Here is a 26511-nt window from a genome sequence, read left to right on the forward strand (position 1 = left end):
CGAATAATTTCCCCACTGCGGCTGTTGGCGATCAAGACGCTGATGGCATGTGGCTTGCCATATGAAACAGAACTCACGTGGAGAGGTGTGTCTCGCCTCGCTGAATCGGCGAAGCGGGCGCACCCTGGTTGGACGAGTGAATGGTACGATATCGGCAAATCTTCTCTCTTGCTTGCCTATCCTTTGTCGCCATTGTCTTGTTGATGTTGTTCCCCGTCGCTGCCCGGGCAGAAGACCGCAAGAACACATCGGGCGCGCCGCTCGACCAGGGCATCCCCGTCGAGCTCCAACTGCTCAAAGAGGAAGAGACGGTCAGCATCGCGTCGCGCTATGAACAGCCGATCTCTCAAGCGCCGTCGAATGTCTATGTGATCACCGACGAGGATATCCGCCATTCGGGCGCCACTGACCTTCCGACGATTTTACGCCGTGTCCCGGGGATCGAGGTCATGCAGGTCACGGGAGCCGACTTCAACGTCAGTATTCGCGGAGACAATCAGTTGAACGCCAACAAGTTGTTGGTGATGGTCGACGGACGATCGATCTATGTCGACATGCAGGGCGGGTTGTCTTGGAAGAATATTCCGGTGACGTTGCCGGAGATTAAACGCATTGAGGTATTGAAAGGCCCTGCGTCGGTGATCTATGGGTTCAATGCTTTCGACGGGGTCGTCAACATCATCACCAAGTCCCCGAACGAGATCAACGGGACGACGGTTCAGCTTGGTGGAGGTGAGCTGGGCACGATTTCGAGCGCCGCCATCCATGCCGGCACACAGGGCCAATTCGGATATCGGCTTTCGTTCGGTCATGACCAGAATGCGCAATGGCGCAATCGAGACGCCTTGGCGTTTCAAAACAACAAAGTTCACGTCCAAACAGACTATGCGGTAACGGCCGACTCTCGGATACGACTCTCCGGGGGGTGGGCCGACGCCACTCGCTACGATGGCCCGGTGTTCAACCTACAAACTCCGTCGACTCCACTCACGCAAAGCTTTGCCGACATCGGTTACGAACGCCCGAACTTCTATATTCGCGGCTGGTGGACACAAAACGACATCAACGCAGACCTCATCATGCACCCGTTTCTGAACAATCGATTGCAAGAGGTCAACCAATTCGGCGAACGCAGCCTTGCCTTCCTGACCAATACCTATAATGTCGAAGCACAACACAGTCTGGACCTGTGGTCGAATAACCGGCTCACCTATGGAACCAATTATCGTCTCAATACCGTTTCAGGAAACGGCGTGGCCAATACCGGCGAGGAAACCCGCTTCGGCCTCTATCTCCAAGACGAATGGAGATTCACGGACCGCTTCAGCGCGACCGCCGGTGTCCGCTACGACCTGAATTCCTTCATCAACCCGACCATCAGTCCGCGTCTCGCGCTGCTCTATATCATTGCGCCTGAGCACACCCTTCGAGCGACGGTATCCGTCGCCTATCGGCCACCGACACTCTTTGAACGTGAAAGCATCGCGCGGTTCGTGACCACGCTTCCGCCGCCGTTCCCCTCTCCATCACCTTTTCCGCTTGTGGGATCGCAAACGCTCAAGCCGGAGCAGATCGTCTCGTACGATCTTGGCTATCAAGGGTGGTGGTTCAAACACCGTCTGCGCGTGCGAGCCGATCTCTTCTTCAACCATATTTCCGATTTGATCAACTTCGTCTCCGTCGGAACAACACGCACGTTTGCCAACGGAGGGATAGCCGACATTTATGGTGGGGAAATCGGCGTCGAGTTCTTGGCGACTCCGTGGCTCAACGGATTTGCGAATGTCTCCTACCAGGAGATCGGTCAGACATTCGTGGGAACCAGTCGGAGAGGCGCTCCTGCGTGGAAGGTGAATGCCGGGTTGCGGGGTGAGTGGGATAACGGCCTCAGCGGCGAGGCAACCGTTCATTACGTGTCTGGAGCGACCTATCCCGTCGTCGGGACCTACCAAACGCTCGCGCCGTTCGGGGCGACAGTGCCGAATTCCCGTGTGGACGGCTACACCTTGCTTAACCTTCGAGGCGCCTACAAATTCTGGAAACAGAAAGCTGCCGGGGGATACCTGCGGGACGCCGAAGTGGCGGTTTCCGGGTTTAACTCATTGAACGACAGACACACCGAACATCCCTTAGGGAATATGATCGGCAGCCGCGTCATGGGGTGGTTGACGGTGCGGTTTTAGCCTGGTGGTTTCAAGTCCCAGTGCGCGGGGTTGCTCATAGCTGGCTCAATTACCGAGGCGCGCATGGCACGATATCGGCAAATCTTCTCTCTTGCTTGCCTATCCTTCGTCGCCATTGCCTTGTCGATGCTGTGCCCCGTCGCTGCCCGGGCAGAAGACAGCAAGAACAAATCGGGCGCCCCGCTCGATCATGGCATCCCTGTCGAACTGCAACTGCTCAAAGAAGAAGAGACGGTCAGCATCGCGTCGCGCTACGAGCAGCCGATCTCTCAGGCCCCGTCGAACGTCTATGTGATCACCGACGAGGACATCCGAATGTCCGGAGCGGCGGACCTCCCCACCATCCTTCGCCGAATCCCTGGGATGGAAGTCATGCAAATGAGCGGTGCCGAATTCAATGTGAGTGCACGTGGCAATAACCAACCGCTTGCCAACAAGCTGCTCGTCATGGTGGACGGTCGCTCGATTTATGTGGATGCCCAGGGTCTTACGTATTGGAAGTTACTGCCCATTACCTTGCCAGAAATCAAGCGGATCGAGGTCCTCAAGGGGCCTGCTTCAGCAGTCTACGGATTTAATGCGTTTGATGGGATCATTTCAATCACCACGAAATCTCCGGCGGAAATGCGAGGCGCGACGCTGCAATTCGGCGGCGGAGACGTGGGCACCCTGAGCGGCGCTGCCGTTTACGCCAATGTGGTGAACAAACTCGGCTACCGTCTGTCAGTCGGCCACGACCAACATGGCCAATGGAGAAATCACGATGCACTAGCCTTCCGTTCAAATAAATTCAACGTTTCCACTGAATACGCCCTCACAGAAGACTCTCGACTGGTAATCAATGGTGGACTCGCAAACGCAAACCGGTTTGACGGCAATATTGGAGAATCTACCATGAATGCCGGTTCATCCTCGCAGCGCTATGCCTCAATTGCTTATGAGCGCTCTCATTTCTTTCTACGTGCCAACTGGACAGGGTTCTCCGACTCTACGGATATTATGTTTAATCCGCTCGTCGCCTCATTCATCAAACTTTTTAATCTGACGGGAGAGCCACTCTCGCGCAATGATAGCCGGTCCAATACCTACAACCTGGAAGCTCAGCATTCATTGGCACTGACCCCCTCTAATCTCCTGACATACGGTGCTAACTATCGGCGCAACACCTTGGACCACCAATTCATATCGCAGCCAGGCCGTGAGGATCGTTTTGGAGTGTACCTCCAAGATGAATGGAGCATGTCCACTTCTCTCAGCCTTATCGCCGGTGCGCGCTATGATCTCCATAGTGAAATCAATGGCACGTGGAGTCCACGCGCGGCGCTGCTTTATAAGCCTACCCCTAACCATGTGTTCCGGCTTGGACTATCGGTGGCTTACCGTCCCCCTACAATGCATGAGTCATTGGCTACGTCTCAAGCAGTCATCACATTACCATCACCAGCCAATTCACCTCCTCCAACTATCCTACGGCCCTCTTCGAATCTTGATCCTGAACGGATCATTTCCTATGAACTCGGCTACCAAGGCTGGTTCTGGGCGCACCGGCTGCGACTTCGCGGCAATCTCTTTTTCAATCACATTACTGATCTTATCAACTCCATCACGGTGTCACCCGGAGTCGCCTCCTATGTCAACATTCCAGGCCAGGCGGATATCTACGGAGGCGAGATCGGCATTGAAGCACTGCTCACGCAATGGCTTACCGGCTTTGCGAACGTCACCTACCAAGATGTCGGACAGTCGTTTATCGATACGAGTCAACGGGGGGTGCCCCATTGGATCGCCAATGCCGGATTGCGAGGCAACTTGGGCACGACGTGGAACGGCGAGCTGCTGTTTCATCATGTCGCCGGCGCCGACTATCCGCTGACCAACACCATTTTACAGCTGGCTCCACTCAGTGGAATGGGCCCTCCAAATCAGACAGTCAGCAGCTATAACTTGCTGAACCTCCGACTCGGGTATCGGTTCTGGCAAGAAGCAGCGGCGGCCGGTTATCGCCGCGAGGCGGAGGCCGCAGTATCTGTGTTCAACGCGCTCAACGACACGCACAAAGAGCATCCCTTGGGCGATCTCATCGGAAGCCGCGTCATGGGGTGGCTGACGGTGCGTTATTAGCGCTTCCTGATAGGATTTGCATGGCACGATATCATCTAACCTTCCTTCCCGCTTGCCTATCCTTCGTCGCCATTGCCTTGTCGATGCTGTGCCCCGTCGCGGCCCGGCCAGAAGACAGCAAGAACAAATCGGGCGCGCCGCTCGATCAGGGCATCCCTGTCGAACTCCAACTGCTCAAAGAGGAAGAGACGGTCAGCATCGCGTCGCGCTACGAGCAGCCGATCTCTCAAGCGCCGTCGAATGTCTATGTGATCACCGACGAGGACATCCGCCAATCAGGCGCGGTGGACCTTCCGACCGTGCTGCGGCGCATTCCCGGCATGGAAATCATTCAGATGAGCGGCGCCGACTTCAACGTCAGCGTCCGAGGGGACAATCAGTTGCTGGCCAATAAGCTGCTGGTCCTGGTCGACGGTCGCTCCATCTATATCGACGCGCAGGGCACGACCTTTCTGAAAATGCTGCCCGTGACATTACCGGAGATCAAACGGATCGAGGTCCTGAAGGGTCCAGCCTCCTCCATCTATGGATTCAATGCGTTCGACGGCATCATCAACATCATCACGAAATCTCCGGAAGAGATGAAGGGCACGACCATGCAGATCGGCGGTGGAGAGTTCGGCACGCTGACCGGCTCGGCCATTCATGCCGGCCGGGCCGGAAAATGGAATTATCGCCTTTCCGCGGGAGAGGAGCAAAATCAACAATGGCGGAATCGGGATGCGCTCGCCTTTCGAACCTATAAATTCAACGCCCACACGGAGTACGCGCTGACATCGGACTCGACACTCAAGGTGTCAGGCGGATTTCTTGATAACAACCGATTTGACGGACCCACCTTCCGCGGCGCCGTCGTTCTGAACTCCCAGTTCGTACTTCCCTACGCCAACATCGTCTACGAACGCCCCGATTTTTTTGTCCGCGCCTATTGGAACCAGTTCAATGCACTGTCCGATATATTGACCGACCCTCTGCTGGCTGCGTTTCTCCGCACGACCGACAAAAACGGCGGCACGCGCTTGGACTTTCTCGGGAATACCTACAACCTTGAGGCCCAGCATACCCTGGAATGGGGTGGACATCGACTGATCTACGGCCTCAACTACCGACTCAATACATTTTCAGGAAACAGCATCACGGGCGCGAGTCAGGAGAACCGCCTCGGTATGTATGTACAGGATGAGTGGAAAGTCACCGACCGGTTCACTGTGGTGGCCGGCGCCCGCTACGATCTCCATACGGAGATTAATCCCACGATCAGCCCGAGAGCATCGTTATTGTATCAACTGACTCCTGCCCACACTTTGCGGGCCTCCGTGTCGATGGGTTATCGTCCACCCGCGCTCTTCGACACTCACGAGGACTTACGAGTACAGTTTCTTCCTCCGTCGGGAGTCACAGCCAACGTGCCGGTCCGCGGCTCGCATAATTTGCACCCGGAACAAATCATCGCCTATGACATTGGGTATCAAGGCTGGTACTTCAACCACCGTGTAAGATTACGGACCGATCTCTTTCTGAATCACATTTCCGACCTCATCGATACCGGCGGGAACCCTCTGACCGGGTTCAACAATTCCAACGTCGGGGAGGCGGACATCTTCGGCGGGGAGGCCGGCGTTGAGTGTATGGCAACGAGTTGGCTCAGCGGTTACGCCAACTATACGTACCAGGAGGTCACCCAACGGGGAGCCGATCGCGGCGCCCCTCGCTTTAAAATCAACGCCGGCGCGCGCGGCCTGTGGGAAAACGGCCTCAGCGCCGAGATCAACTATTTTCACGTGGGCTCGGCTACTTACCCGATCGAAGGATTCTACTCGCTTTCACCCACGCCCCCGAACGAGCGGGTGCGGAGCTATGATTTGTTGAACCTACGGGCAGCCTATCGTTTCTGGCAACAACCGGCTGCGGCGGGATACCTGCGGGACGCTGAAGTCGCGGTTTCCGCGTTTAATGCATTGAACGACACACACAAAGAACATCCCTTAGGGGACACACTCGGGAGCCGCGTCATGGGCTGGTTGACGGCACGCTACTAGCCCAGAGAACCGGACGACGATGCTGAACGTTTTGCCGGGCCATACTGATTCATCGATTGCAGAGCCTGTGATCTCTGCTCGGACGATACGATTATGATGCTTCTCGCCCGTACAAGCCGAAGAAAGACGAGCTTGCGCTCGTGGCATGCCTGGCTGGCGTCGTTTACCCTCATCGCTATTTTTTGCTCCGTCCCGACCAGGACACAGGCTGGAGGCGTGGAGATTGCCATTCTGAGATCGTCCGATCTGAAGGCCTACAATGATGCCGTTGAAGGATTCAAGACGACGGCGCCCGTCGGAACGACCTATACCGAATACGACCTGCGAGGCGACCTTGAACGGGGAAAGCAACTCGCCAGAAAACTCCGCGCGTCGGACACGGCGCTCGTGGTCGCGGTCGGCCTGAAAGCGGCATTGGCGGCCAAGCTGGAGATCGTGGACACTCCGGTCCTGTACATGATGATTCTCGACCCCTTGAAACATCGCCTCACCGCTGACAATATGACCGGAGTTCTACTGGAAATTCCGACGGACCGTCAGTTCAAGATCATGCGCACGTTCCTCCCCACCCTGCGCCGGATCGGCATGATGTACGACCCCGATAAGTCCGCGCCCAAGTTGAAGGAGGCGGCGGCGCGAGCCTCCGTCTATGAGTTTCGCTTGCAGGGGTTTCCGGTCGAGAATGAGAAAGATGTTCCACAGCAACTACGGACGCTCTTGTCCGAATCGGAAGCGTTGTGGCTCATTCCGGACTCGACCGTCCTGACGGACGAATCGATCCGCTTCATCCTCGAATCGGCAGTGGCCAAACAGGTTCCCGTCATCGGCTTTTCCTCCGAGCTGACGCGCCTTGGCGCCCTGCTCAGCATGTCGATCGACTACGGCGAAGTCGGCCGAGAAGCCGGTCTCCTCGCCAAACGTATCGTGAACGGCGAACAACGGCTCCCGCTCAATCCTGTCTCGGTCCAGCGGGTCAAAATCACGGTGAATCAGAAGACCGCGCGATATTTAGGCGTGACGATTCCCAAAGAGCTCGACAACCTGATCGACGAGACTTATTGAATGGACCAATCCATGCGCGACACCACGATCCAGGAGAAGCCGAATCCGGAACCCAGACCGACCGCGCGGTTCTTCGGCCTCCGCATGAAGTTCGTGGTCCTGTTCAGCCTGATCCTCATCATGACCTGTTCGTCCTTGAGCTGGTATTTCATTGAGACCAGACGACAGGCCATGACCGATAATCTGGAAGAACTTGGAACGATCTTATTGACCAATACCGTCCGCAACGAGCACTTTCGCGTCGCCGGCGTCGTCCTTGAAGATCACGTCACGCTCGAGCAATTCATTCAGAGCCTCATGGCAATCGACCACGTCGTCTATGTGGTCATCGCGGCGTCCGATGGCCGGATTCTTGACCGACAAAGCAAACGAACTCGGAACGCGTCGAACGGATTCTCTCCTGCCACGGAACAACCGCTCTATCCGAACGACCGAATCTCACAATCGCTGTTCCAGGCTCCATTGACGACTCCGCTGATCACGCGGGTCGTGCTCTCGCCTGAACAGACATTGGTCCCGCAGGATGCGTCTTCAGACTGGCTCCTGCCATTTCTCCTGGGAAAAGAAACTCTGTTCGACTTCGCGATGCCTATTCTTCGGGAATCCCCGGCTGCGCCACCCATACCTCAGCTTTCGGTTGAATTGGAAGAAAAAACACGCTCTGCTCTCCCGAAACAATCCTCTCCGATCATCGGCCTCGTCCGCATCGGAATCACCGACATGCAGGCCAAGGAGGCCCTATCGGTGATCGTCCGCAATGTCTCGATCCTTACCCTCCTCATCATCGCGGGAGGCATTGTCGGCGCTCATCTGTTGACATCACGCATTACGACGCCGCTGCGGAGTCTCGCCAACTCTGCTCGCCAACTTGCCAAAGGAAATGATGCGCCGGTTGCTCTTATCGCATCCACTCACGATGAGGTCGGTGAACTGACCGATGTGTTCAACGCGATGACACAGTCCTTGCATGATCGCAATCACGCCATCACCATGAACCTCGAAACGATCCGGCGTCAGGTTACGCAATTGACCACGGTGCATCAGGCCAGTGCCGCCATCGCCAGCGCCAACATGCTTAACCTGGACCAGTTGCTTGACACGGTGCTCCAGTTGCTTGCCGCGAATCTAGGGTTTTCTAAGATGGCGATCGTGCTCTACCACGCGGAGCGGAACAGTTGTTCCGTCGCCCATATCATCGGCGTTTCCCCGGAGATAGAGCATGCGGCGCGCCGAATACACATACCAGTGCATGACGGCAGCACCACGGCCGATCTCCTCATTCACGGCAAACCACTGCTGATCCACGATATTGAAGCCGTCACGTCACGCGTGCACCCTCCGGTGCTTGAATTGCTGCGCCGTTCCAAGACGCGCTCGGTTGCGTGCGTGCCGCTGCAAAGCCATGCCAAGATCCTCGGCTATCTGGCAGGTAGCCGAGGCGTGCAGCAATGCAGCGACGAGGACCTCCATATTCTGCTGACGATCGCCGGCCATGTGGCGGCCGCCATCGACAATGCCAAGGCCTATTCCGATTTGACGGAGTTGACGCAGCATCTGGAGGAACGCATCGAGCAACGGACCGAAGAGCTCTCGCGCGCCAACACCCGGCTGCAAGAACATGATCGGCGCCGGTCGACGTTTCTTTCCGTCGTTTCGCATGAGCTTCGAACACCCATGACGGCGATTCGAAGCTTTTCAGAAAACATGCTTGACGGCGTCACAGGCCCGCTGAATGATCTACAACACACTTACCTCTCCCGCATCGAACACAACGTCGCCCGGCTTGGGAGAATCATCGTGCAACTGCTCGATTGGTCGCGCCTCGACACCAAAAACATCCAGCTTCGCTTGGAGGACGTCTGCATCCACCAGATCGCAACGATCACGGCTGACAGCTTGCAGATGATGGCCGCGGAGAAAACCGTCACCCTTGCCGTCGCGCCGGCCGAGTCGCTTCCACTTGTTCAAGGCGATCGCGACAAATTGGAACAAATTCTGTGGAACCTCATCGGCAATGCGATTAAATTCACCCCAGCCGGGGGTCGTGTGACGGTGGAGTGTCGCGTGTCGCCGCCGGGCTTCGTACAGACCTGTATCGCCGACACCGGTTGCGGAATCGCCCCGTCCTATCTGTCGAACATCTTCGAAGAGTTTTCCAGAGTGCCGTCGGCCATGCCCACATCGCAAGGCGCGCAACTTGGTCTCTGCATTACAAAGACACTCGTCACCATGCATCGCGGACAGATCTGGGTGGAGAGCCGGCCGGAGGTGGGGTCCCGTTTTTATTTTACACTCCCACTCGCCGGATCACAGGGTGAGTCGAGCGAAACAACTCGACAGGCCGATGGCATCCCCATCGTGTGAGAGCATAACGTTGTTTATTGAAAAAGGAGCGACAGACGATGCGCGCTAAAATTCTTGTTGTCGACGATGACCCCGATATCCTCCTGAGCCTGCAGAATCGTGTCAGTTTTATGGGACACGAACCCCTGACGGCAACGAACGGCAAGGATGCCTTGCGCATGATCGGGGAAGAAGAGCCCGATCTCGTCTTGCTCGACTTGAAAATCCCGGAGATCTCCGGGCTTGACGTATTAAGGCAAATCGGTGCGGCATCCATTCCGAGTGAACCCAGAAACGAGGAGACACCCCAGCCCACACCCCCCTATACCACCCCATTGATCATCATACTCACTGCCTATGGAACCATTGAACTCGCCGTACAAGCCATGCAACTTGGCGCCTTCGACTTTGTGCCGAAGCCGTTCACCGCGGACCACCTCGCCATCGTCATCAACAAGGCCTTGGCCACCGTCTCCCTCCACCGACACGTGGATACGCTCCGCAAGGAGGTTGATGATCAGTTCGAACCGATCGTCTCGACCAGCAAACCGATGAGCGAACAACTGACGGTGGCCAAACAGGCGGCGGCGTCCTCCGCGACCGTCTTATTGCTCGGCGAAACGGGGACCGGAAAAGAAGTCGTCGCCCGCGCTATTCACCGATGGAGTCCTCGCTCCGCGAAACCGTTTATTGCCGTGAATTGCGCCGCCTTTCCGGAACACTTATTGGAGAACGAGCTGTTTGGCCATGAGAAGGGCGCGTTCACCGGCGCCATCAAGCGGGAGCCCGGCAAAATCGAGATCGCCGAAGGAGGCACGCTGTTTCTTGACGAAATCGGTGACATGCCGCTCACCATGCAAAGCCATCTCTTGCGAGTCCTGCAAGACCGGACCTTCTACCGGGTCGGCGGCACGCAAGAAGTCCGGACCAACGTCCGGTTTATCGCCGCGACGAATAAAGATCTGAAACAGGCCATTCAGCAAGGCACGTTCCGTGAAGACCTGTATTTTCGCCTGGCCGTGATTACCGTCGCTCTGCCGCCGCTGCGGGAACGGATGGACGATCTTGCCGCGCTCATCCACCATTTTCTCACCCGTCCCAGCAACATAGGCCTGTGCAAACGCTTGACCCTCAGCGACGAAGCCTTCCAGGCGCTGCAACAGTACGCCTGGCCCGGCAATGTCCGTGAGTTGGAAAACGTGCTCACTCGCGCGATGATCTTATGCCCCGGCGACACGATTGACCCGGAGCACCTCGCCTTGACGGCTTCCACGACGTCAACGATCGCCGCTCCTCCGGTGAATCAAGAGCCCGCTACCGAGATCCTGTTTTTCTCATATCACAAGAGCATGGATGCCTACAGCCAGAAGCTGATTGAGGAAGCCTTGCGTCGGAACGGGTGGAATCAGACGAAAGCGGCAGCCGAACTCGGCTTGCAACGAACCTACTTGACCAAATTGCTCCGGCAGAAGCAGATTCCCGGCAAGCCGCCTGTTCCTCCTGCCGATTGAAGGCTGGCAAGTGTTCGTCTCATAGTTCCGTCTCTCCGAACAACGGCGGACACCCGTCGCCCGCCGGCGTGCCGTTTCCTCGGTCGTTCAAGAATCAATTCATCTCGCCCGCTGCATCACATCCGATTCACCTAGCATCCGTTCGGATTCGGAAGCGAATGATCCGATCTGCGAGCGGATCACAGAGGTGATGCAACTACAAGTCTTTATGCGCGGATCGGCTGTGGTCCGAAAAATGCTTCAGCACTCCTCATCAACAAGGATCAGGCCACCGTGGGATCACGGGATTCCGAGCGATGACGGCTCAAGATCCGGAGAACCACACGTTACGAAACGCACAGAAAGGACGGGTACAAATATGATGAGTGATGAGATGGCCATGGTGACGATTTTGGGCGCGATCATTTTTGCAGTGGTGATGATGGTGATGTTCATGCGCGAGGCGTGACGCGTGAGGAAATAGGTTTGCCTCAATCTCGCGCGATGCAGCATCGCGACGAACTCTTCATGAAAGGGGGTGAGAGGTGATGATACTGCTGATGTTGTTGAACATTGGAGCGCTGGTGATCGGTGCGCTGTTCTTTATGTATGGGACGTTTCGCCCTGAGCGCGAGTAATCGTGGTGAGGCGTGCGGCTTTGATCCCTTACCAAAAGGTTTTCATCGTGGGGAATAGATCTAGATGCGAGCCGGGATGGGTTCTACTACCTACCGGCTCGCGTTGAACAGCTCGAACGAGGCAGAAATGAAAGAAGATACTGAAGAGGTTTATCCCGTCGCCTTTATGGAAGAGGAGGCTCCGTGTCGAGCACGATTGGAAATTCGAATCACTAGGAGGTGTTTATCCGTGCGTGTCAATCACGATACGGCGATGATCAGCGCACGGCCCACACGAAGTGCGGTTTGGTCGGGGCGAGAGGATTTGAACCTCCGACATCCTGCTCCCAAAGCAGGCGCGCTACCGGGCTGCGCTACGCCCCGACGGACTCTCCACCTTCACGCTTCCTAGCGAAGCGGCACGAAACTACAGATCCTTATATACAGGAATGTTCCGATTGGTGTCCAGGCAATGTCCGCCTTCGCATACCGTACCAGCGCGCCACGCAGCTCACGACGTTCCTGCGGAAAACGGTCGAAGAATGTCGGCCATGGCTCGAAATGCCTTGGCTCGATGGCTGATACGGTTTTTTTCTTCAGCCGTCAACTCGGCCAACGTGCGACCCAGCTCCGGAACGAAGAACACGGGGTCGTACCCGAATCCTTGCATACCAATCGACGCTTCAGCGATGACACCAGCCAGAGTTCCGATGGCGACTCGAGTATCTCCGCCCGGCATCGCCAAGGCGGCGACGGTTATGAAGCGGGCAGTCCGCCTGGCTCGCGGTACGCCATGCAGTTCCTTGAGCAGCTTCCGACAGTTGTCTTCGTAGGTTGCGCCGTCCCCCGCATATCGAGCCGCAAATACACCGGGCCTCCCCCCCAGCGCGTCAACTTCGAGTCCTGTATCATCCGCGAGCGACGGAACGCCTGTCGCAGCGGCGATCACTCCGGCCTTTTTCAGCGCGTTGGCTTCGCAGGTTGCGCCGTCTTCTTCGACTTCCGGCGCGGCGTGAAAATCGACCAGCGTACGGATGCGAATCCCAAGATCTCCGAGAAGAGCCGTCAGCTCCCTGACTTTATCCGGGTTTCTGGTCGCGAGGAGGATTTGTTCGATCGGTCTCATGCCCGCATTATTCATGACGGTTCGTGACGAAATCGCGCAGTCGCGTGGCGAGACAGGTACGCGGAGTCCCGAGGAGCCGAAGCATACGTGAAACTGTATGTCGAGGTTGCGAGGGGCGAGCTTGCCCGCCGAAGGCTTGTCGCAGCAGCGAATTCGCGATTGCGGTTGAAACGCTCATGAATAATGCGGGTTAGTCGAGCGCACCGATCAGCTCTTTCTGAATGGCGGTCAATCGTTGGATGGCCTGCCAGCCAAAATTCAGAAACTCATCCATATCTTGCTTCGCGAACGGGGTGCGTTCCGCCGTGCCCTGTACCTCGACATACCGGCCACGACCAGTCATCACGAGATTCATATCCACTTCCGCCATGGAATCTTCGGTATACGCCAGATCCACCATGACTTCTCCGCCGACCTTTCCGACGCTGATGGCCGCCAAATAGTCGGTCAGGGGAATCTTTTTCAACAGATCCCTTTTTTTCAGCACGGCACAGGCATCGGCCAATGCGATAAAAGCCCCGGTGATAGAGGCAGTTCTGGTGCCTCCATCCGCTTGGATCACATCGCAGTCGATCCAAATGGACCGCTCGCCCAGTTGCGACATATCCGTCACCGACCGCAGCGCCCGTCCGACGAGACGTTGAATCTCCAGAGTTCTGCCGCCTTGCTTTCCCTTGACCGCCTCTCGCGGCGATCGCTCATGAGTTGCGCGCGGCAACATCGCGTATTCGGCCGTCACCCATCCGGTCCCCTTGCCTTTGAGAAAAGGCGGTACCTTTTCTTCAACGGACGCCGTGCAAATCACCTTCGTGTCTCCCATTTCGATCAGAACAGCCCCTTCGGCATGTTTGGTAAAGTTGCGGGTGACTTTCACGGGACGGACCTGATCTCGGCGACGCCCATCGAAACGGACCAACCCTGAAATTGCGCTCATTCGTACGCCCCTCCTCAAGAGTAAGGTCGGAATTATAGTGAAGGCCCTAAGAAAGCGCAAACCGATCGGTTGTCCCGGCATCGTCGGCGTTGTTGAGGGGTCGGACCATCCCTATGCCCCTGCCCATCCTGTACAAATCCCGCCCCTCGCGTTTGGTGAATTCCGCACATCACACAGGCATAGCCGTTCGAGAGCACCACTGATGTTTGACTCTGATCGCGGCAGCCCCACGATGAAAACCGTTCCAGGCGGAAGGATTCAGACTTTTTCCCCCGCGCAACCTTGATAGGTAGACGAGCCGATAGCTCAAGACACGGAGGAATGCAATGGCACAAAAAGTGCACACGTCTACGAAGGTCTGACGGCACTCAGGTTAATCGCCAATGAGCCGATAAAGAAGAAACAACACGATTCTCGACCCAGACAATCCAAAGAACACCCGACTCATGGCGATCCTGCTAAACCAAACCGCTCATCAAGCCTTGCTCGACAATCGCAACATTCTGGTGGTCGACGATGAAGAACCGATCAGGCGCCTCCTCGCCTATTTACTGCAATCCCATGGGTATGAGGTCGACTGCGCCGCCGATGCCCGAGAGGCCCGGCAAAAGCTGAGCGACCAGCCTTTTGCCTTGATGCTGTGCGATGTCAATTTACCGGGAGAATCCGGCATGGACCTGGTGCGTAGCATTCTCTCGGACCAGAACCATACAGCGGCCATCATGGTCACAGGCCTCGATAGCTCCGTCCTGGCCAACGCGGCGCTCGACGGTGGCGCGTTCGGATACATCGTCAAGCCGTTCGAATCCAATGAAGTACTCATCGACGTCGCCAATGCCCTCCGCCGCCGCCGGCTTGAGATGGAAAACCGTCTCCATCGCGAAAATCTTGAGGATGTCGTCCGAACAAGAACTCTCGCATTACAGCAGGCCTTGGACTGGCTCGAACGGAGTGAAAAAGAACTCCGCCTATCTCGCGAGGAAACCATTCAGCGGCTCGCCATTGCGGCGGAATTCAGGGACAACGCCACCGCTCAGCATATTCAACGCATGAGTCACTACTGTGAAATGCTCGCGCGCAAAGCCGGCTTATCGCCTGAACGATGCGACTTGATCCGGACCGCCAGCCCCATGCACGACATCGGCAAAATCGGCACCCCGGATCATGTGTTGCTGAAACCCGGCAAATTCACGCAGGAGGAATTCGGAGTGATCGCGCAGCATGCCGAAATCGGGTACAAAATCCTCAGCGGGTCGGAGGCGGAACTGCTGAAAGTCGCAGCCGTCATCGCCTACACCCACCATGAGCGTTTCGACGGGACGGGGTATCCCCGCAGATTACAAGGCGAGGCCATTCCCATCGAAGGCCGCATTGCCGCGATTGCCGACGCGTTCGATGCCCTGACCACGCAACGGGTCTATAAGCCGGCCTTTGAAGTCAGTCATGCCATTGAGCTCATGCTCAAGCACCGGAGCGAACATTTCGATCCCGAGCTGCTGGACATCTTCGTCGCCTCGAACGAGGAACTGACGCGCATCCATGATCAATATGCGGACCGCGTGCATTCCAATACCTTCCGCCAACCATAAGTCTCTCAGCCGGCCCCACCCATTGCTCGATTGTCGGCAATTCGTTGACCGACTGTGACACCACCGATATACTTTTTCGACCGACCGAAGACTTTGATGAACTCACAGCCATCGGGGCCATGGGAAGAAGGAATTGCCGAGTATGGCGAAAAAGTTGGCTGCCGTTCGCAAACGTCTCCGGAACCGTAATTGGATCGCCTACCTCTGCGAAGCACTGGTGGCCTCAGGCACCATGCCGACCTGGGAAGCAGCCACCTATCTGACCGAGAACTTATTCGGAGAAAAGCCCAATCCTCGCCTGCTGACCCCTGCCAACCCACACGAGGTCACCGCGCAATTGCTGCATCGTCTCTATCAACCGCTCGTTGAAGCCGCTTCGCGAGAAGTCATGCTCCCCTCCACCTCCCTCCTGCACATCTTCACCGACATCAGTCTGACCGGGAACTCCGCCGTCCTCATCGTCTTGTTCCCCGGACACAACAAGCCGCAGCAGCTCTTGATGCTGGAAGCCGCCAAGGCCTGGGACCTCGTGTTCCCGAACGCCGAGTCCTTCAATGCCTGGGCCGAGGAGCGGTACCGACAGCTCGTGAATGCGCTGCGGAGTAAGATAACGGAATTCGAGGACGATCTATTGAAATCAGTTGTGTAGGCTGACTTAACATCTCCCTCCGCACAACAACCGTCAGACCCACCTTCACCATCACCGGCTCATACCGGACCACGGAGCGCGTCGGAGGCGCAACGTTTCTGATCGATTTGACGAGAACACCTCCGCCAGGCCAGGACAATGCTTCGGGCGAGCTGGGCAGAGGGCAAGAGGGGACCCTGGTGACGATAGCGGCAAGCCATCGTCACCAGGGATGTGACATTGCGGGGCCAGGGGGCCTATTCTTCACTCAGCCCTATTCGTCATGCGGGTTCCGGCCAGGAAGTGGCCCGATTGGATTCCGCTGTTTTCTCGTGAGCTGAGCCTTGTACCCCACCGGCAGCTCTTGCACCCAACCGTTGTAGACGTTGGGGACCGGTTGCACACCCTGGGCACCAAAGCCCTTGTTGCCGATGATCTGGTCATCCTTCGGCACATTGTCGTTCGCCAGCACCACGGTCCCGGCGATCACGGCGTCATTGACGTTACCATCATTGTTGGGATCATAGTCCAATACGATCAGCCGGTTGGCAAACTTGCTGGTGACATAGGCATAGTACCCGCCACCTTTCTTGGCGCCGAAGTTCACCCCGTGGCAGCCAGGATCGCAGGGCACCATCTTCACCAGCGTATCCGTCGCCGTATCGATGATGGTGATCGTCCCCGTCAACGTATTGCCCTGAATCACGAATTTCCCATCCGGGCTCACCGGGGTTTGGACCGAAAAGCCACCGATCGGGCCGGTGATGTCGCCGGTGACCGGATGATAGTTCCCATTGAGGAGCAGGCTGATGTCCTTGATCTTCTGCCCAGGAACGCAGCTCCCCGCCGGCTTCGGATACTGCCCACACATCACCGAGATGGTGTGGCCCAGGTAGTTGGACACATAGTTTTTGCTCGAATCCGGCATCATGCCGGTCGCAATAGGCAACACGCCACTCGGCTCTTGATCCAGAATGACGTTATTGTTGAAATCATAGAGCGTGGAGTCGCCCGTGTTCGAATTCGGAGTGATCATCGACTTACCGTCGAACCCCATCCAGTGGGCATGGGGCTGGGTCTGTTTGCTCCCTGCGACCATGGACATCGGAATAAACCGGTTGATGCTCAGCAGGCCGGTGGCGGGATCGCGATTCAACTCCACCACGGTATCGTCACCATTGCACCCCGCATGCACTTGCTGCGTGTCCACCCGCGTCATCACATGGGCGGGGTCATAGCATTTCTTGCCGTTGAATTTGGGATCGTTGACCTCAGGTCCGTTGACGAGATCAATCTCCTGCATGAGAGTGCCGTTCCGCCGATTGATCACGTAGAGACTGTTGCCGTGCCATTCCGTCTGATAGATCTCCTTCTGATCATGGCTGGTCCAGAAGTTGTGTCCATTGTTCATCTTCTGCTCGGGCAACGCAATCTTCCGCTTCACGCCCCAGCCCGTGGCCGACACCACGGTCATTGTCCCGGGAAACTGCTCCGGCTTCCCAGCCGTCAATTCGTAGGCGGTATCGACCCATACCTCGCCGATGCCGTTCTTCTTGGGCTTGTCTTGCTTCTCAATGACCCCACCGTCAATGTGCTTGGTCGTCACGAAATAGGCTTGCATGGCGGTATTCAGGTTGGCGATCGAGAGGCTACCAAGCTTGACCGGCACCTCGGGATATTTCGGCTCGTACGGGGTGCCGACCTTCGTGTAGTCTTTCCAATTGCCTGGATTGGTCACAATGAAGAAGGCTCGCAGAACGCGCAGGGCAATATCTGTCGGCGCGCCGCCAACCACAGTGGGGAACGGGACTGTTCCGCCTGGTCCGCCTAACAGGACCAGATTTTCACCGAGATCCAGCCCTGGCGTGTTGGGATCATCGACGATGGCAGCGCCCAGCATGTAAGGATGCAGCTTGCAGACGAAGACATGCAGGCCCGGCGTCTGGAGCGTAACCTGATGGTCCAGCATATTGGCGCTGTCTTGATCGATCTGCTCGGAAGCTTGAGAACCGGCCGGCCAGATCAGACTGGTCACGGTGTGGCGGCTCTCCACGGCCTTCGGTCCTTGTGTCTGCGTGAAGAACACCGTATCGCCCGGAGTCACGACAACCAGTGACCGGGTGCCTCCCAAGTCCCACGCGGAACCCGCGTCGAACCAATGGCCTGGCGTATCATTGACGACAAACGTCTGATTCGCCGCTACCGCCAGCTGGCTCGCTCCCAGCAACAGTCCTGCGGCCAGGGGTAATACACGACTCATTTTCATAACACAGCCTCCCTATTGATTGAAGAACCGGCCCAGGACTTGGAACCTAGGCCACCACATACCGCCCTGGTTGAGGACGGTCACTAATTCGGCACACTGATCATGTTTCACAACAAGATGCGCTTCCGTGCCTAGCCTCCCTCTTGATCTATTGTTTCTCCCTCTCCTGCTCCGCCGCCCAGTATTGTTCGACAATCGCCGTGGCCTTGGCCCGCACGGCGGGATCGTCATCCTCCATCGCATCGAATACCGGATCGAGCGGCGCCTTGCTGTCCTTTGACTCCCAGTGATCCAACGCTCGGTACCGGTCGCGAGCATTGGAGGAGCTGAGATCCTTCTCGACAGACGATGGAATGGAGGAATTCAAGGACTGGGTGGGACTCTCTTCCTGCTCGGAGACTCCGGCTCGAGATAGAACCTTCTCAAGCTTGCGCTCCTGCATGGTTGTCGAGCCCATTGGCTGCGACTCATGTATCTGTGCAATACCGGCCTCGACGGTACTTCCTCTCGGCAACGACCGGGCACGCACATCCTGATCCGATACCGATGACCCGCAGCCTCCGAAAGCCAGTAGCAGCGCACAGGCTCCGATAGACATGGAGACGTGCGTTAGGATGCATGGCTTCACATCCTTCATAAACAGCCATCCATTGCACCAATGCCTCATGACGTCGGCGAAGCACGGGCTATTCATGGGATTCGGTCTCGAAAGATTCGGCAAGAGAGCAACGTTCACTATCCGTCGTGAGCTAATATGTAAACCAGTGGTAGTCCCGTAGTTCCGATGCGAATTTCATTCCTGCATGCAATACCCGGGTGCCATCGAAAATGTCCTACTCCAAAACGGATCTCCCCTTGGTCGAGCAACGCAGCCAATCAGTAGTTTTGATACGGTATTCATTACCTGCCTGGTATGGTGCCTCAACTCTCGGAAAGCCAACCAGGCAAGCGGAATGATCGTCAGGCGCCAAATATATCTAAATAGATTCAGTATCTAAATTGATTCAGTATCTAATTCGATTCACATCATCAAATCTAGAACCGTATGCTGTGAAGCGATCCTTCAGGAAGGCAATCAGTCAATATGGTAATTGACTCGGTCTAGAACCGATGGTGATGAGATAGCCGTTAAGAAGAATAGTTCGTGCGCCCAGACAGTCCTTTCTCCCACTGCACGAAGTATCTCACCGCTTCCGATCTCCTTGAGATCTTCAACCGCTTGTAGACCGTCCGGAGGCGAACCGTCACAGCACTCGGCGTGATGTTCAGTTCTCGGGCGATCTCTTTGTTGCTTTGTCCCGCGGCAATGGGCGAGAGGACTCGACGGTCGGCATTTGAGTAATTTTCCACTCGCTCGCGTGGCGCAGTCCGTTTTCCATCCCGGACCCACGCCAGAAGCCGCGGCGTCAATCGCTGGTCTATGGTTGCTTTGCCGGCTGCGACGATTTCAACGCTCTTCACGATGGACTCCTCCGACGCACTCTTCAGCAAGTAGCCCTGAGCGCCAGCAAGGATGGCAGATTGCAGAATGTGCCTGTCGTCCTCGCCGGTGAAGAAGCGAACGGCGGTGTTCGGATACGATTCGCGAATGACCCCGCAGAGAGTGATGCCGCTCGCATGCCCCACTCGAATATCCAAAATCACTACATCCGGCTGACAGGTCCGTACCAGAGCGACGGCCTCCTGTTCGGTGTGCGCGGTGCCAGCGACAAGAATACGACTGCTCTTTGACAGGGCCACCTGGAGCCCTTCAAGCACGACACTCGACTGGTCGATCAGAACTACACGAGCTCGTTCTTGCATTCGAATCAATTGCTCCATCAAGCGATATCCATACGAACAGCCGATAGATCGGCTCGGACGTGTTTCGCAAATAACCTTCCACATTGCTGAAAGGTCTTTCTTGAGGGGTTGGCTCGTGAATAAAAGAGGGAGCATGGCCGGCACGGCTGCTGGTTGAGCCTGAATCGACGCCGCGCCCTACCTGATACTCGCCAAAAACGCAGGGTCTGTAGCACAATTTCTGGATACTTCGCTCACGCCTCTATCCTGTACGCCACATTTCGCCACCGTAATCGTCACTAGGGCAACATTGGAAAGGTTCAGCCACGCCCTGACTAAGCAACGACTCTGCGTCCATCAGAAACAGCCCTCCCGTCACCAGGAGGAACCCTAGTGACGGGAGGATCTTAGTCCCTGACGGACGTGATACCGATTCGCTCAGGGACGGCGTCGCGCTCACTGCTACTTCTTGTGACGCCGCCACCCTGCGAGGGCAAGGGTCCCGGCGAGCATCATGCCGCCGCCGATCCCGCCCAGCGAGATCTTGCCGGTCTCCGTATCGAGATCCAGCAGACTATGCTTCATCTGGCCTTCGAGCTTGGCCACCCGCGCTTGAAGATCCAGCTTTTCCTTAAGGCGCGTATCATCGTCCATGATTTCCACATAGGCCCGATTCATCGCCGCCCAACCCACCGTATAGGTATAGCCCCAATACTGGTGCGCCAAGCTGACGTGTAATTGCACCAAGTGGTCTTCCGCCATTTCGAACAGTTTCAATTCATTGGCCGCTGGATTGTTTCCCTTCGACCAATAGATCTGGAAGAACTTTTCAAAGCCATCCGTCTCCGGCGCCGGTGGTGCCGGACGGTTCGTCTTCTGACCGGTCAACAGCCCGGACTTATACTGCTCCTCGACGACATGATGGGCTTCGTCGTACTTATCGATACCTGAGAAGGTTCCGTTATCCATGAACTCCAACCACGCGCGGGCATAGGTCTCGGAGTGACACTGGGTACAGGTTTTCACCCAGGCATCGTTCCGCTTGTCGGCCCATTCGGTCTTGATGTTCTCCCGAATGCCCGGCACGAACGGATAGTTCGCCCAACGGACCTTCCGCACGATGTTGTGGGCAATCTTGCCCTGATATTCCATGTGGCAGTACTGACACGTTGGGGCCGTTTCGGCGCCCTTCGCGATGGCTTCCTTGATGGGGATATTGAAGTTCCAGTGATCTTTAGCGCGCTGATACTTCAACCCATGCTTGGAGAGTGAATAGGCTTCCCAGTTGTTGTGGTCGGCCCCGCTATGGCACTGCGCACAGACTTCCGGCTTGCGTGATTCCGCCACCGAGAATTCATGCCGCGCATGGCAGGTATCGCACTTATTTTGATTGACGTGGCAACCCGTGCAGCCATCGGCGATTTCTCGCTGCGGCATCCCGGCATAGACTTCCACTTCCACATTGGCCCTATAGTCCAATGCGTGGGACGGACGTCCCTTGGGCCACTGATCCTTCGGCCACGTAATCGTATCCCGCTCGGATTCGCGCTCGGCAAACTCTTGCAGGTGACAGGTCCCGCAGGTATCGGCGGTGGCCAGCTTGATATCCTTCCGGTGATCGGCCTTGTTCTTGGTATTGATGTCGAAGTGACAATCAATACAGCCGACTTCCTTCAGGTTCTCCCCCTTGCCCAGCTTCCCGATCGAGCGGAGGTTGGCTTCAACCGCTTCCAGCTTCGCCTTCTTATAGAAGGTCTCATCTTTCGGGGTCAGCTTACGGATCTTGTCCAGATTCGCATGGGTGCTCTTCTTCCAGGCCGCCACCCATCCGGGTGATTCATCCGTGTGGCACTTCACGCACTGCTCACGGCTGGCGACTTCTTTCACCGCCTGGGGGGGCTTATAGAAGGTATGGGGATCGAAATACTTACTGAAGGAGACCGGCTGCCAATAGTCGCCGTATTTCCCTTTTCCCACGCCCTGCTGCGCCGGATCCATATACCGCTTGACCAACGCTTCATACAGTTCCTTCGGCGAGGCTGAGCGATCAATCTTCAAGGCCTCGTAGGTTTCCTTCGGCACGGTGGGGAAATCCGCCTGCGCCTGCGCCGCCAGGACAACACCGCAGACGACCAGCAGCGCACATACCCGCATGAGGTTGACGCTCATCGTCCACATGCTTTGTGTCCATACCATGATGCGATACCACTCCTTTCATTGAGGGGCCCGAGGCAGACCCCTAGGATAACCACCGTCCTCATACGCTCCGGAGGCTTTGACACAAGTCATCGAGTGTCATCAGCACTCCCCCGGTGATTTGACGAAGCTCTTGCCCTGTACATTGCAGCGGAACCATCCGCCGTCGTTGCCAGCCCCTGAGCGCGAAGACTTTTCCCGGCTGCCTATACGGCTTCTCGCATACCACGACGAATTCCTTCCCATGGTCGTCTTCCATAATGAACCCCTTCACCGTCATGCGACCTGATCCCCTTTTCTAGAATACGTCCGTCGGCGAACCTGTGGCCCACACGCCCAGACGATAAGTCCCAGCGACATCCTCTTTCCCCATGTCCTTACCACGAATCACGACGACGCCCGGCAGTGAGACGGGGAAACCACCGCCGGACTCGCCGGTCCAGGTCGGAGCCTCACAAGGATATGGGCTGGATAGGGCGATCCAGTCCGGCTGCGGCCTGGGATTGATAAAGGTAAATGCACTGCCAGTCTCATGCCAGAAATCCTCATTCGATCCTTCACAGATCTTACCGATTATCATGATGTGCACTGATGGCTCAAACCGCCGACACCACGCGCGTAAACGCCAACGGGAGAGATCAACGAGACGCGTCCTGGCTAGAAGAGCAACCATGTCACAGGGCAAAAAAATCGCTTCCTCGGTGAAATGTATCGAAATAGATTCGGTATCTGATTCGATTCACCTGGAAGAAAGGTTCATGTTCCGGATCGGTTCCTGTGAGACGATTGCGAACATCCAGTGAACTTCTGTAGCCAAACGCTATTTATTCCTAACCATGGCAACCTCCCTCGAATTACTGTAAATTCCCGGACCCGTTCCCGGAGTTTTGCGAATCTTTCGATCGAATTCGTTGCTTAACCATAGGAAAGGTGTCAGCACCCTACTACAAGTCGAGCCTCTCCTCTGAATGTGTATGAAATGGTTACGAACTGTCCTGATTGCCGTCTGTTGGTGGAGTGGTCCGCTCGACGGCTGGGCTGAGCCTTTGTTCTCAATCCCTCGTCCTTCTTCAGCAACTGAAAAGCAGCTCCACGAAGAATCGCTCTACCTAAAAGAAGAAACCGTCAGCATCGCGAGCAGGTATGAACAACCGATTTCTAAAGCCCCATCGGATGTCTACGTCATCACCGATGAAGATATCCGCAAACTCAGGGGCAACCGATATCCCGACTCTGCTGCGGCAAGTCCCTGGCATGGAAGTCATGCAAACGAACGCGGTCGATTTCAACGTCAGTGTGCGCGGAAATAATCAGCTGGCGGCCAATAAGCTCTTGGTCCTGATTGATGGCCGCTCCATCTATGTTGACCAAGCTGGTCTCACCTTGTGGAAACAGTTGCCCACATCACTGCTCGAGATCAAACGAGTTGAGGTCCTGAAGGGCCCAGCATCGGCTGTGTATGGATTCAATGCCTTTGACGGAGTCGTGAACATCATCACCAAATCTCCCGAAGAATTGAAAGGAACCACACTTCAGGTGGCAGGTGGTCAAGTGGGCACGTTACTCACGAGCGCGGTCCAAGCGGGAACTATTGGAAATTGGGGCTACCGTATATCAGGCGGACACGAGCAGGCCCAACGTTGGTCTAACCACGACGCGCCAGCACTGAGTGGCCAACGAATTGGTGGGCTAGCCGAATATCGCCTGTCAGGAGATGGAAAGATCCGAGCCGAGACAGGGCTAGGACGATCAAGCCCCTATAGTGGGTTCGTGAACCAAATTTCCACTTCAGATAATCATCTTTCTCAGGCCTATGCACTTGTCAGTTATGAACAGAATAGGCTCCTAGTCCGCGGCTGGTGGAACGGGCTCTTCTCAGAAAGTAGTCCGCGAATATTTCCAACGCTGGTGCCGCTTCTCACTCAAACCGACCGCTTTGGACGAACAGACCAGGAACACCACCTTAATACCTATGACTTCGAGACACGATACCGCTTGGCACCGTTTCAGACACTTAACCTAAGTATCGGTGCAAACTTCCGTCACATCCTTCACTCCTCGAACATTCTTACAAGGCGCACAACGGAAAATCGTCTAGGACTCTATGCCCAGGGAGACTGGCTGGTGCTTCCTTCCCTGGAGCTGAGCGCCGGACTGCGCTATGACCTTGAGACCTTCCTTGCCCCCACCCTCTCTCCTCGTGGTGCGCTCGTGTATCATATGAATGCGAACCATGCGCTTCGGCTGTCCGCCTCGGTCGCCTATCGTCCGCCGACCACGACTGAGGCTAGCCTCAGTCTACTAAACCCTGTCACCCTTCCCGCCTTGCCACCTCAGATTACCGTCGTTACGGGCACAGCCGACGTGAAGCCAGAACAGATCATCTCCTATGAAGTGGGCTACCAAGGCTGGTGGTGGGAGCATCGATTACGGACCAGACTGACGGGGTTCTACAACCACATTTCGGATCTAATTGCCTTTCGGAATCCGACCGGTAATCATTTGAATCCGGTGCGTCCGGTGAATGGCGGCGTGGCCGATGTGTACGGTGGAGAAATGGGGGTTGAGGTCTTGATGACCTCCTGGCTGTCGGGATTTGCCAACTATGCATATCAGGAGATCGGACAAAGCTCCAGTGGATACAGCCGGCACGGGTTTCCACACCACAAAGTCAATGCCGGACTCCGTGTGACATGGCATCCATTTACCGGAGAGGTGCTCTACCACCACGTAGGTGCCGCATCCTATCCCTTAGCTGATGCCTTTACGAATCTCGCTCCATTTTTCCCCACCGGGGCTATCATTCCCCAAGAACATGTTCCCGCTTATAACTTACTGAACCTCCGTTTTGGCTACCTCATCTGGCAACAACGATCTGGCGACAACGTACGGGAAGCTGAGCTGGCGCTTTCGGTCTTCAATGCCCTCAATGACAACCATCGTGAACACCCACTGGGCGATCTTCTCGGTTCCCGGGTGATGGGGTGGCTCACGGTGAAGTTGTAAACCAGATGTCGCACAGATTCCCTGGCCCAAGAGTTGCTTAATTATTCATCTTCATCGCACTCTCGAGGTTGAGGATGTTGGCAGTCCTCGGAGAGAATGCGTTATGATGGTCCGTGGCCGATAAAGCGTGGTGACCTTATGCTGCCCGTCTTTTCTCTTCTCGTCATACTGTGGCTTACGAGCCTATCGAGCTTCGTGGATGCCACAGAGATTGTCATCCTTCAATCTTCGGAGCTGCCCTACTACGAACAAGCCGTTCAAGGCTTCAAAGCAGCCATCCCCGCGACAACCAAGGTGCAGGAGTACAACCTCAGCGGCCAGCTGACACGAGGACGGGAAATCGGCAAGTCCTTGCGCGCCTCGCCTCCCGATCTGATCCTGGCTGTCGGACTCAAGGCGGCTATCGCCGCGAAATTGGAAATTTTCGACCAGCCGGTGGTGTTCTGCCTGGTGCTCAACCCTGACGCGCATGGGCTCCCTGCCTCGAACATGACCGGGATTGCGGTCCGCACCCCGCCGGAAACTCAACTGACCGCGCTTCGCTCGGTCATACCCCATCGCCGACGGATCGGTGTGCTCTACGACGAAGAACACAGCGGGACCTTTATCCGTGACGCGCATCGCGCCGCGAAACAGCAGGGGCTTGAGCTTGTGGCCGTTGCGATCCGCGGACAAGACGATATTCCCCAAGCGGTTCGAAACTTACTGCCCGCGATCGACGCGCTCTGGCTGATTCAGGATCAGACCGTCATCTCCGAATCGGCCATTCCGTTTTACTTGGAATCGACGCTTGACGCGAAAGTGCCCCTCTTTACCTTCTCGTCCACGCTGGTCCAACAAGGAGCGCTGGGCGCGCTGGTGGTCGATGCTTGGACGGTGGGGCAGCAAGCCGCGCGGATCGCGCAGACGCGGCTCAAGGAACCCAACACCGCAACGAGTTCCATGCAGGCGCCCGAACAGCCGCAATTAGCCGTGAACGTGAGTTCCGCCGAATATTTGGGCCTGTCTCCCTCTCCTGAGACCATGCGCCTCGCGCATCAGCGTTTTGGTGGACCAGGGGCGATAGCCCGGAAACCAGGTCCGGCGTCGGATTTGATTCCCTAGCGCGCATCGAAAGGACCCCGACCAC

General features: G+C 56.4%; 17 protein-coding genes and 1 tRNA gene. 10 read left to right on the forward strand and 8 right to left on the reverse strand.

Features of this window, described 5'->3' with window-relative positions; translation table 11 throughout:
• Window positions 1-140 precede the first annotated feature (140 nt).
• The 6 genes from COMA2_RS03025 (at window position 141) to COMA2_RS03050 (ending at window position 11259) form a co-directional block, all read left to right on the forward strand.
• Window positions 141-2183, forward strand: coding sequence for a TonB-dependent receptor plug domain-containing protein (locus COMA2_RS03025; RefSeq protein WP_245630848.1), 2043 nt, complete (start codon window positions 141-143; stop codon window positions 2181-2183).
• Window positions 2184-2246: 63 nt separating this feature from the next.
• Window positions 2247-4304: a TonB-dependent receptor plug domain-containing protein gene (locus tag COMA2_RS03030; RefSeq protein ID WP_245630850.1), complete on the forward strand. Its 2058-nt coding sequence runs from the start codon at window positions 2247-2249 to the stop codon at window positions 4302-4304.
• A gap of 20 nt (window positions 4305-4324) precedes the next feature.
• A complete protein-coding gene (locus COMA2_RS03035) occupies window positions 4325-6343 on the forward strand; it encodes a TonB-dependent receptor plug domain-containing protein (protein ID WP_245630851.1) in 2019 nt (672 codons plus the stop codon).
• Window positions 6344-6436: 93 nt separating this feature from the next.
• Entirely contained in the window at window positions 6437-7405 is a 969-nt protein-coding gene (locus COMA2_RS03040) for an ABC transporter substrate-binding protein (protein WP_090894544.1), read from the forward strand.
• Window positions 7406-9769: an ATP-binding protein gene (locus tag COMA2_RS03045; RefSeq protein ID WP_090894546.1), complete on the forward strand. Its 2364-nt coding sequence runs from the start codon at window positions 7406-7408 to the stop codon at window positions 9767-9769.
• A 38-nt stretch (window positions 9770-9807) separates the two neighbouring features.
• Window positions 9808-11259 carry a sigma-54-dependent transcriptional regulator gene (locus COMA2_RS03050; protein WP_090894548.1) on the forward strand — a complete coding sequence of 484 codons (1452 nt, stop codon included), beginning with the start codon at window positions 9808-9810 and terminating at the stop codon, window positions 11257-11259.
• 903 nt (window positions 11260-12162) lie between these two features.
• On the opposite strand, the gene COMA2_RS03055 is transcribed toward COMA2_RS03050, so the two are convergent.
• The 3 genes from COMA2_RS03055 to rph all read right to left on the reverse strand — a co-directional run bounded on the left by COMA2_RS03055 (window position 12163) and on the right by rph (window position 13897).
• A tRNA-Pro gene (locus COMA2_RS03055) sits at window positions 12163-12239 on the reverse strand.
• A 127-nt stretch (window positions 12240-12366) separates the two neighbouring features.
• Window positions 12367-12996: an XTP/dITP diphosphatase gene (locus COMA2_RS03060; RefSeq protein WP_245630852.1), complete on the reverse strand. Its 630-nt coding sequence runs from the start codon at window positions 12994-12996 to the stop codon at window positions 12367-12369.
• Window positions 12997-13171: 175 nt separating this feature from the next.
• Window positions 13172-13897, reverse strand: coding sequence for a ribonuclease PH (gene rph / locus COMA2_RS03065; RefSeq protein ID WP_090894737.1), 726 nt, complete (start codon window positions 13895-13897; stop codon window positions 13172-13174).
• 464 nt (window positions 13898-14361) lie between these two features.
• Between rph and COMA2_RS03070 the strand changes: the two genes are divergently transcribed.
• Window positions 14362-15504, forward strand: a complete 1143-nt coding sequence (locus tag COMA2_RS03070) for an HD domain-containing phosphohydrolase (protein ID WP_090894549.1) — start codon at window positions 14362-14364, stop codon at window positions 15502-15504.
• A 142-nt stretch (window positions 15505-15646) separates the two neighbouring features.
• A complete protein-coding gene (locus tag COMA2_RS03075) occupies window positions 15647-16153 on the forward strand; it encodes a hypothetical protein (RefSeq protein WP_090894551.1) in 507 nt (168 codons plus the stop codon).
• A gap of 253 nt (window positions 16154-16406) precedes the next feature.
• Here the strand turns inward: COMA2_RS03075 and COMA2_RS03080 are convergent, their stop codons facing one another.
• The 5 genes from COMA2_RS03080 to COMA2_RS03105 form a co-directional block, all read right to left on the reverse strand.
• Complete coding sequence (locus COMA2_RS03080; protein ID WP_090894553.1) at window positions 16407-18398, reverse strand: hypothetical protein; 1992 nt, start codon at window positions 18396-18398, stop codon at window positions 16407-16409.
• Window positions 18399-18546: 148 nt separating this feature from the next.
• Entirely contained in the window at window positions 18547-18855 is a 309-nt protein-coding gene (locus COMA2_RS19670) for a hypothetical protein (RefSeq protein ID WP_139076997.1), read from the reverse strand.
• 671 nt (window positions 18856-19526) lie between these two features.
• Window positions 19527-20219: a response regulator gene (locus COMA2_RS03090; protein ID WP_175304362.1), complete on the reverse strand. Its 693-nt coding sequence runs from the start codon at window positions 20217-20219 to the stop codon at window positions 19527-19529.
• A 423-nt stretch (window positions 20220-20642) separates the two neighbouring features.
• Window positions 20643-22376 (reverse strand): multiheme c-type cytochrome, encoded by a 1734-nt coding sequence (locus COMA2_RS03095; protein WP_217490601.1) that lies wholly within the window; start codon window positions 22374-22376, stop codon window positions 20643-20645.
• 298 nt (window positions 22377-22674) lie between these two features.
• The gene (locus COMA2_RS03105; RefSeq protein WP_139076999.1) at window positions 22675-22956 is read right to left on the reverse strand and encodes a hypothetical protein; all 282 of its coding nucleotides are present in this window, start codon (window positions 22954-22956) and stop codon (window positions 22675-22677) included.
• Window positions 22957-23567: 611 nt separating this feature from the next.
• Between COMA2_RS03105 and COMA2_RS03110 the strand changes: the two genes are divergently transcribed.
• A complete protein-coding gene (locus tag COMA2_RS03110) occupies window positions 23568-25382 on the forward strand; it encodes a TonB-dependent receptor plug domain-containing protein (protein WP_175304363.1) in 1815 nt (604 codons plus the stop codon).
• Window positions 25383-25577: 195 nt separating this feature from the next.
• Complete coding sequence (locus COMA2_RS03115) at window positions 25578-26486, forward strand: ABC transporter substrate-binding protein (protein WP_175304364.1); 909 nt, start codon at window positions 25578-25580, stop codon at window positions 26484-26486.
• Window positions 26487-26511: the final 25 nt, after the last annotated feature.

This window comes from Candidatus Nitrospira nitrificans (assembly GCF_001458775.1).
Lineage (GTDB): Bacteria > Nitrospirota > Nitrospiria > Nitrospirales > Nitrospiraceae > Nitrospira_D > Nitrospira_D nitrificans.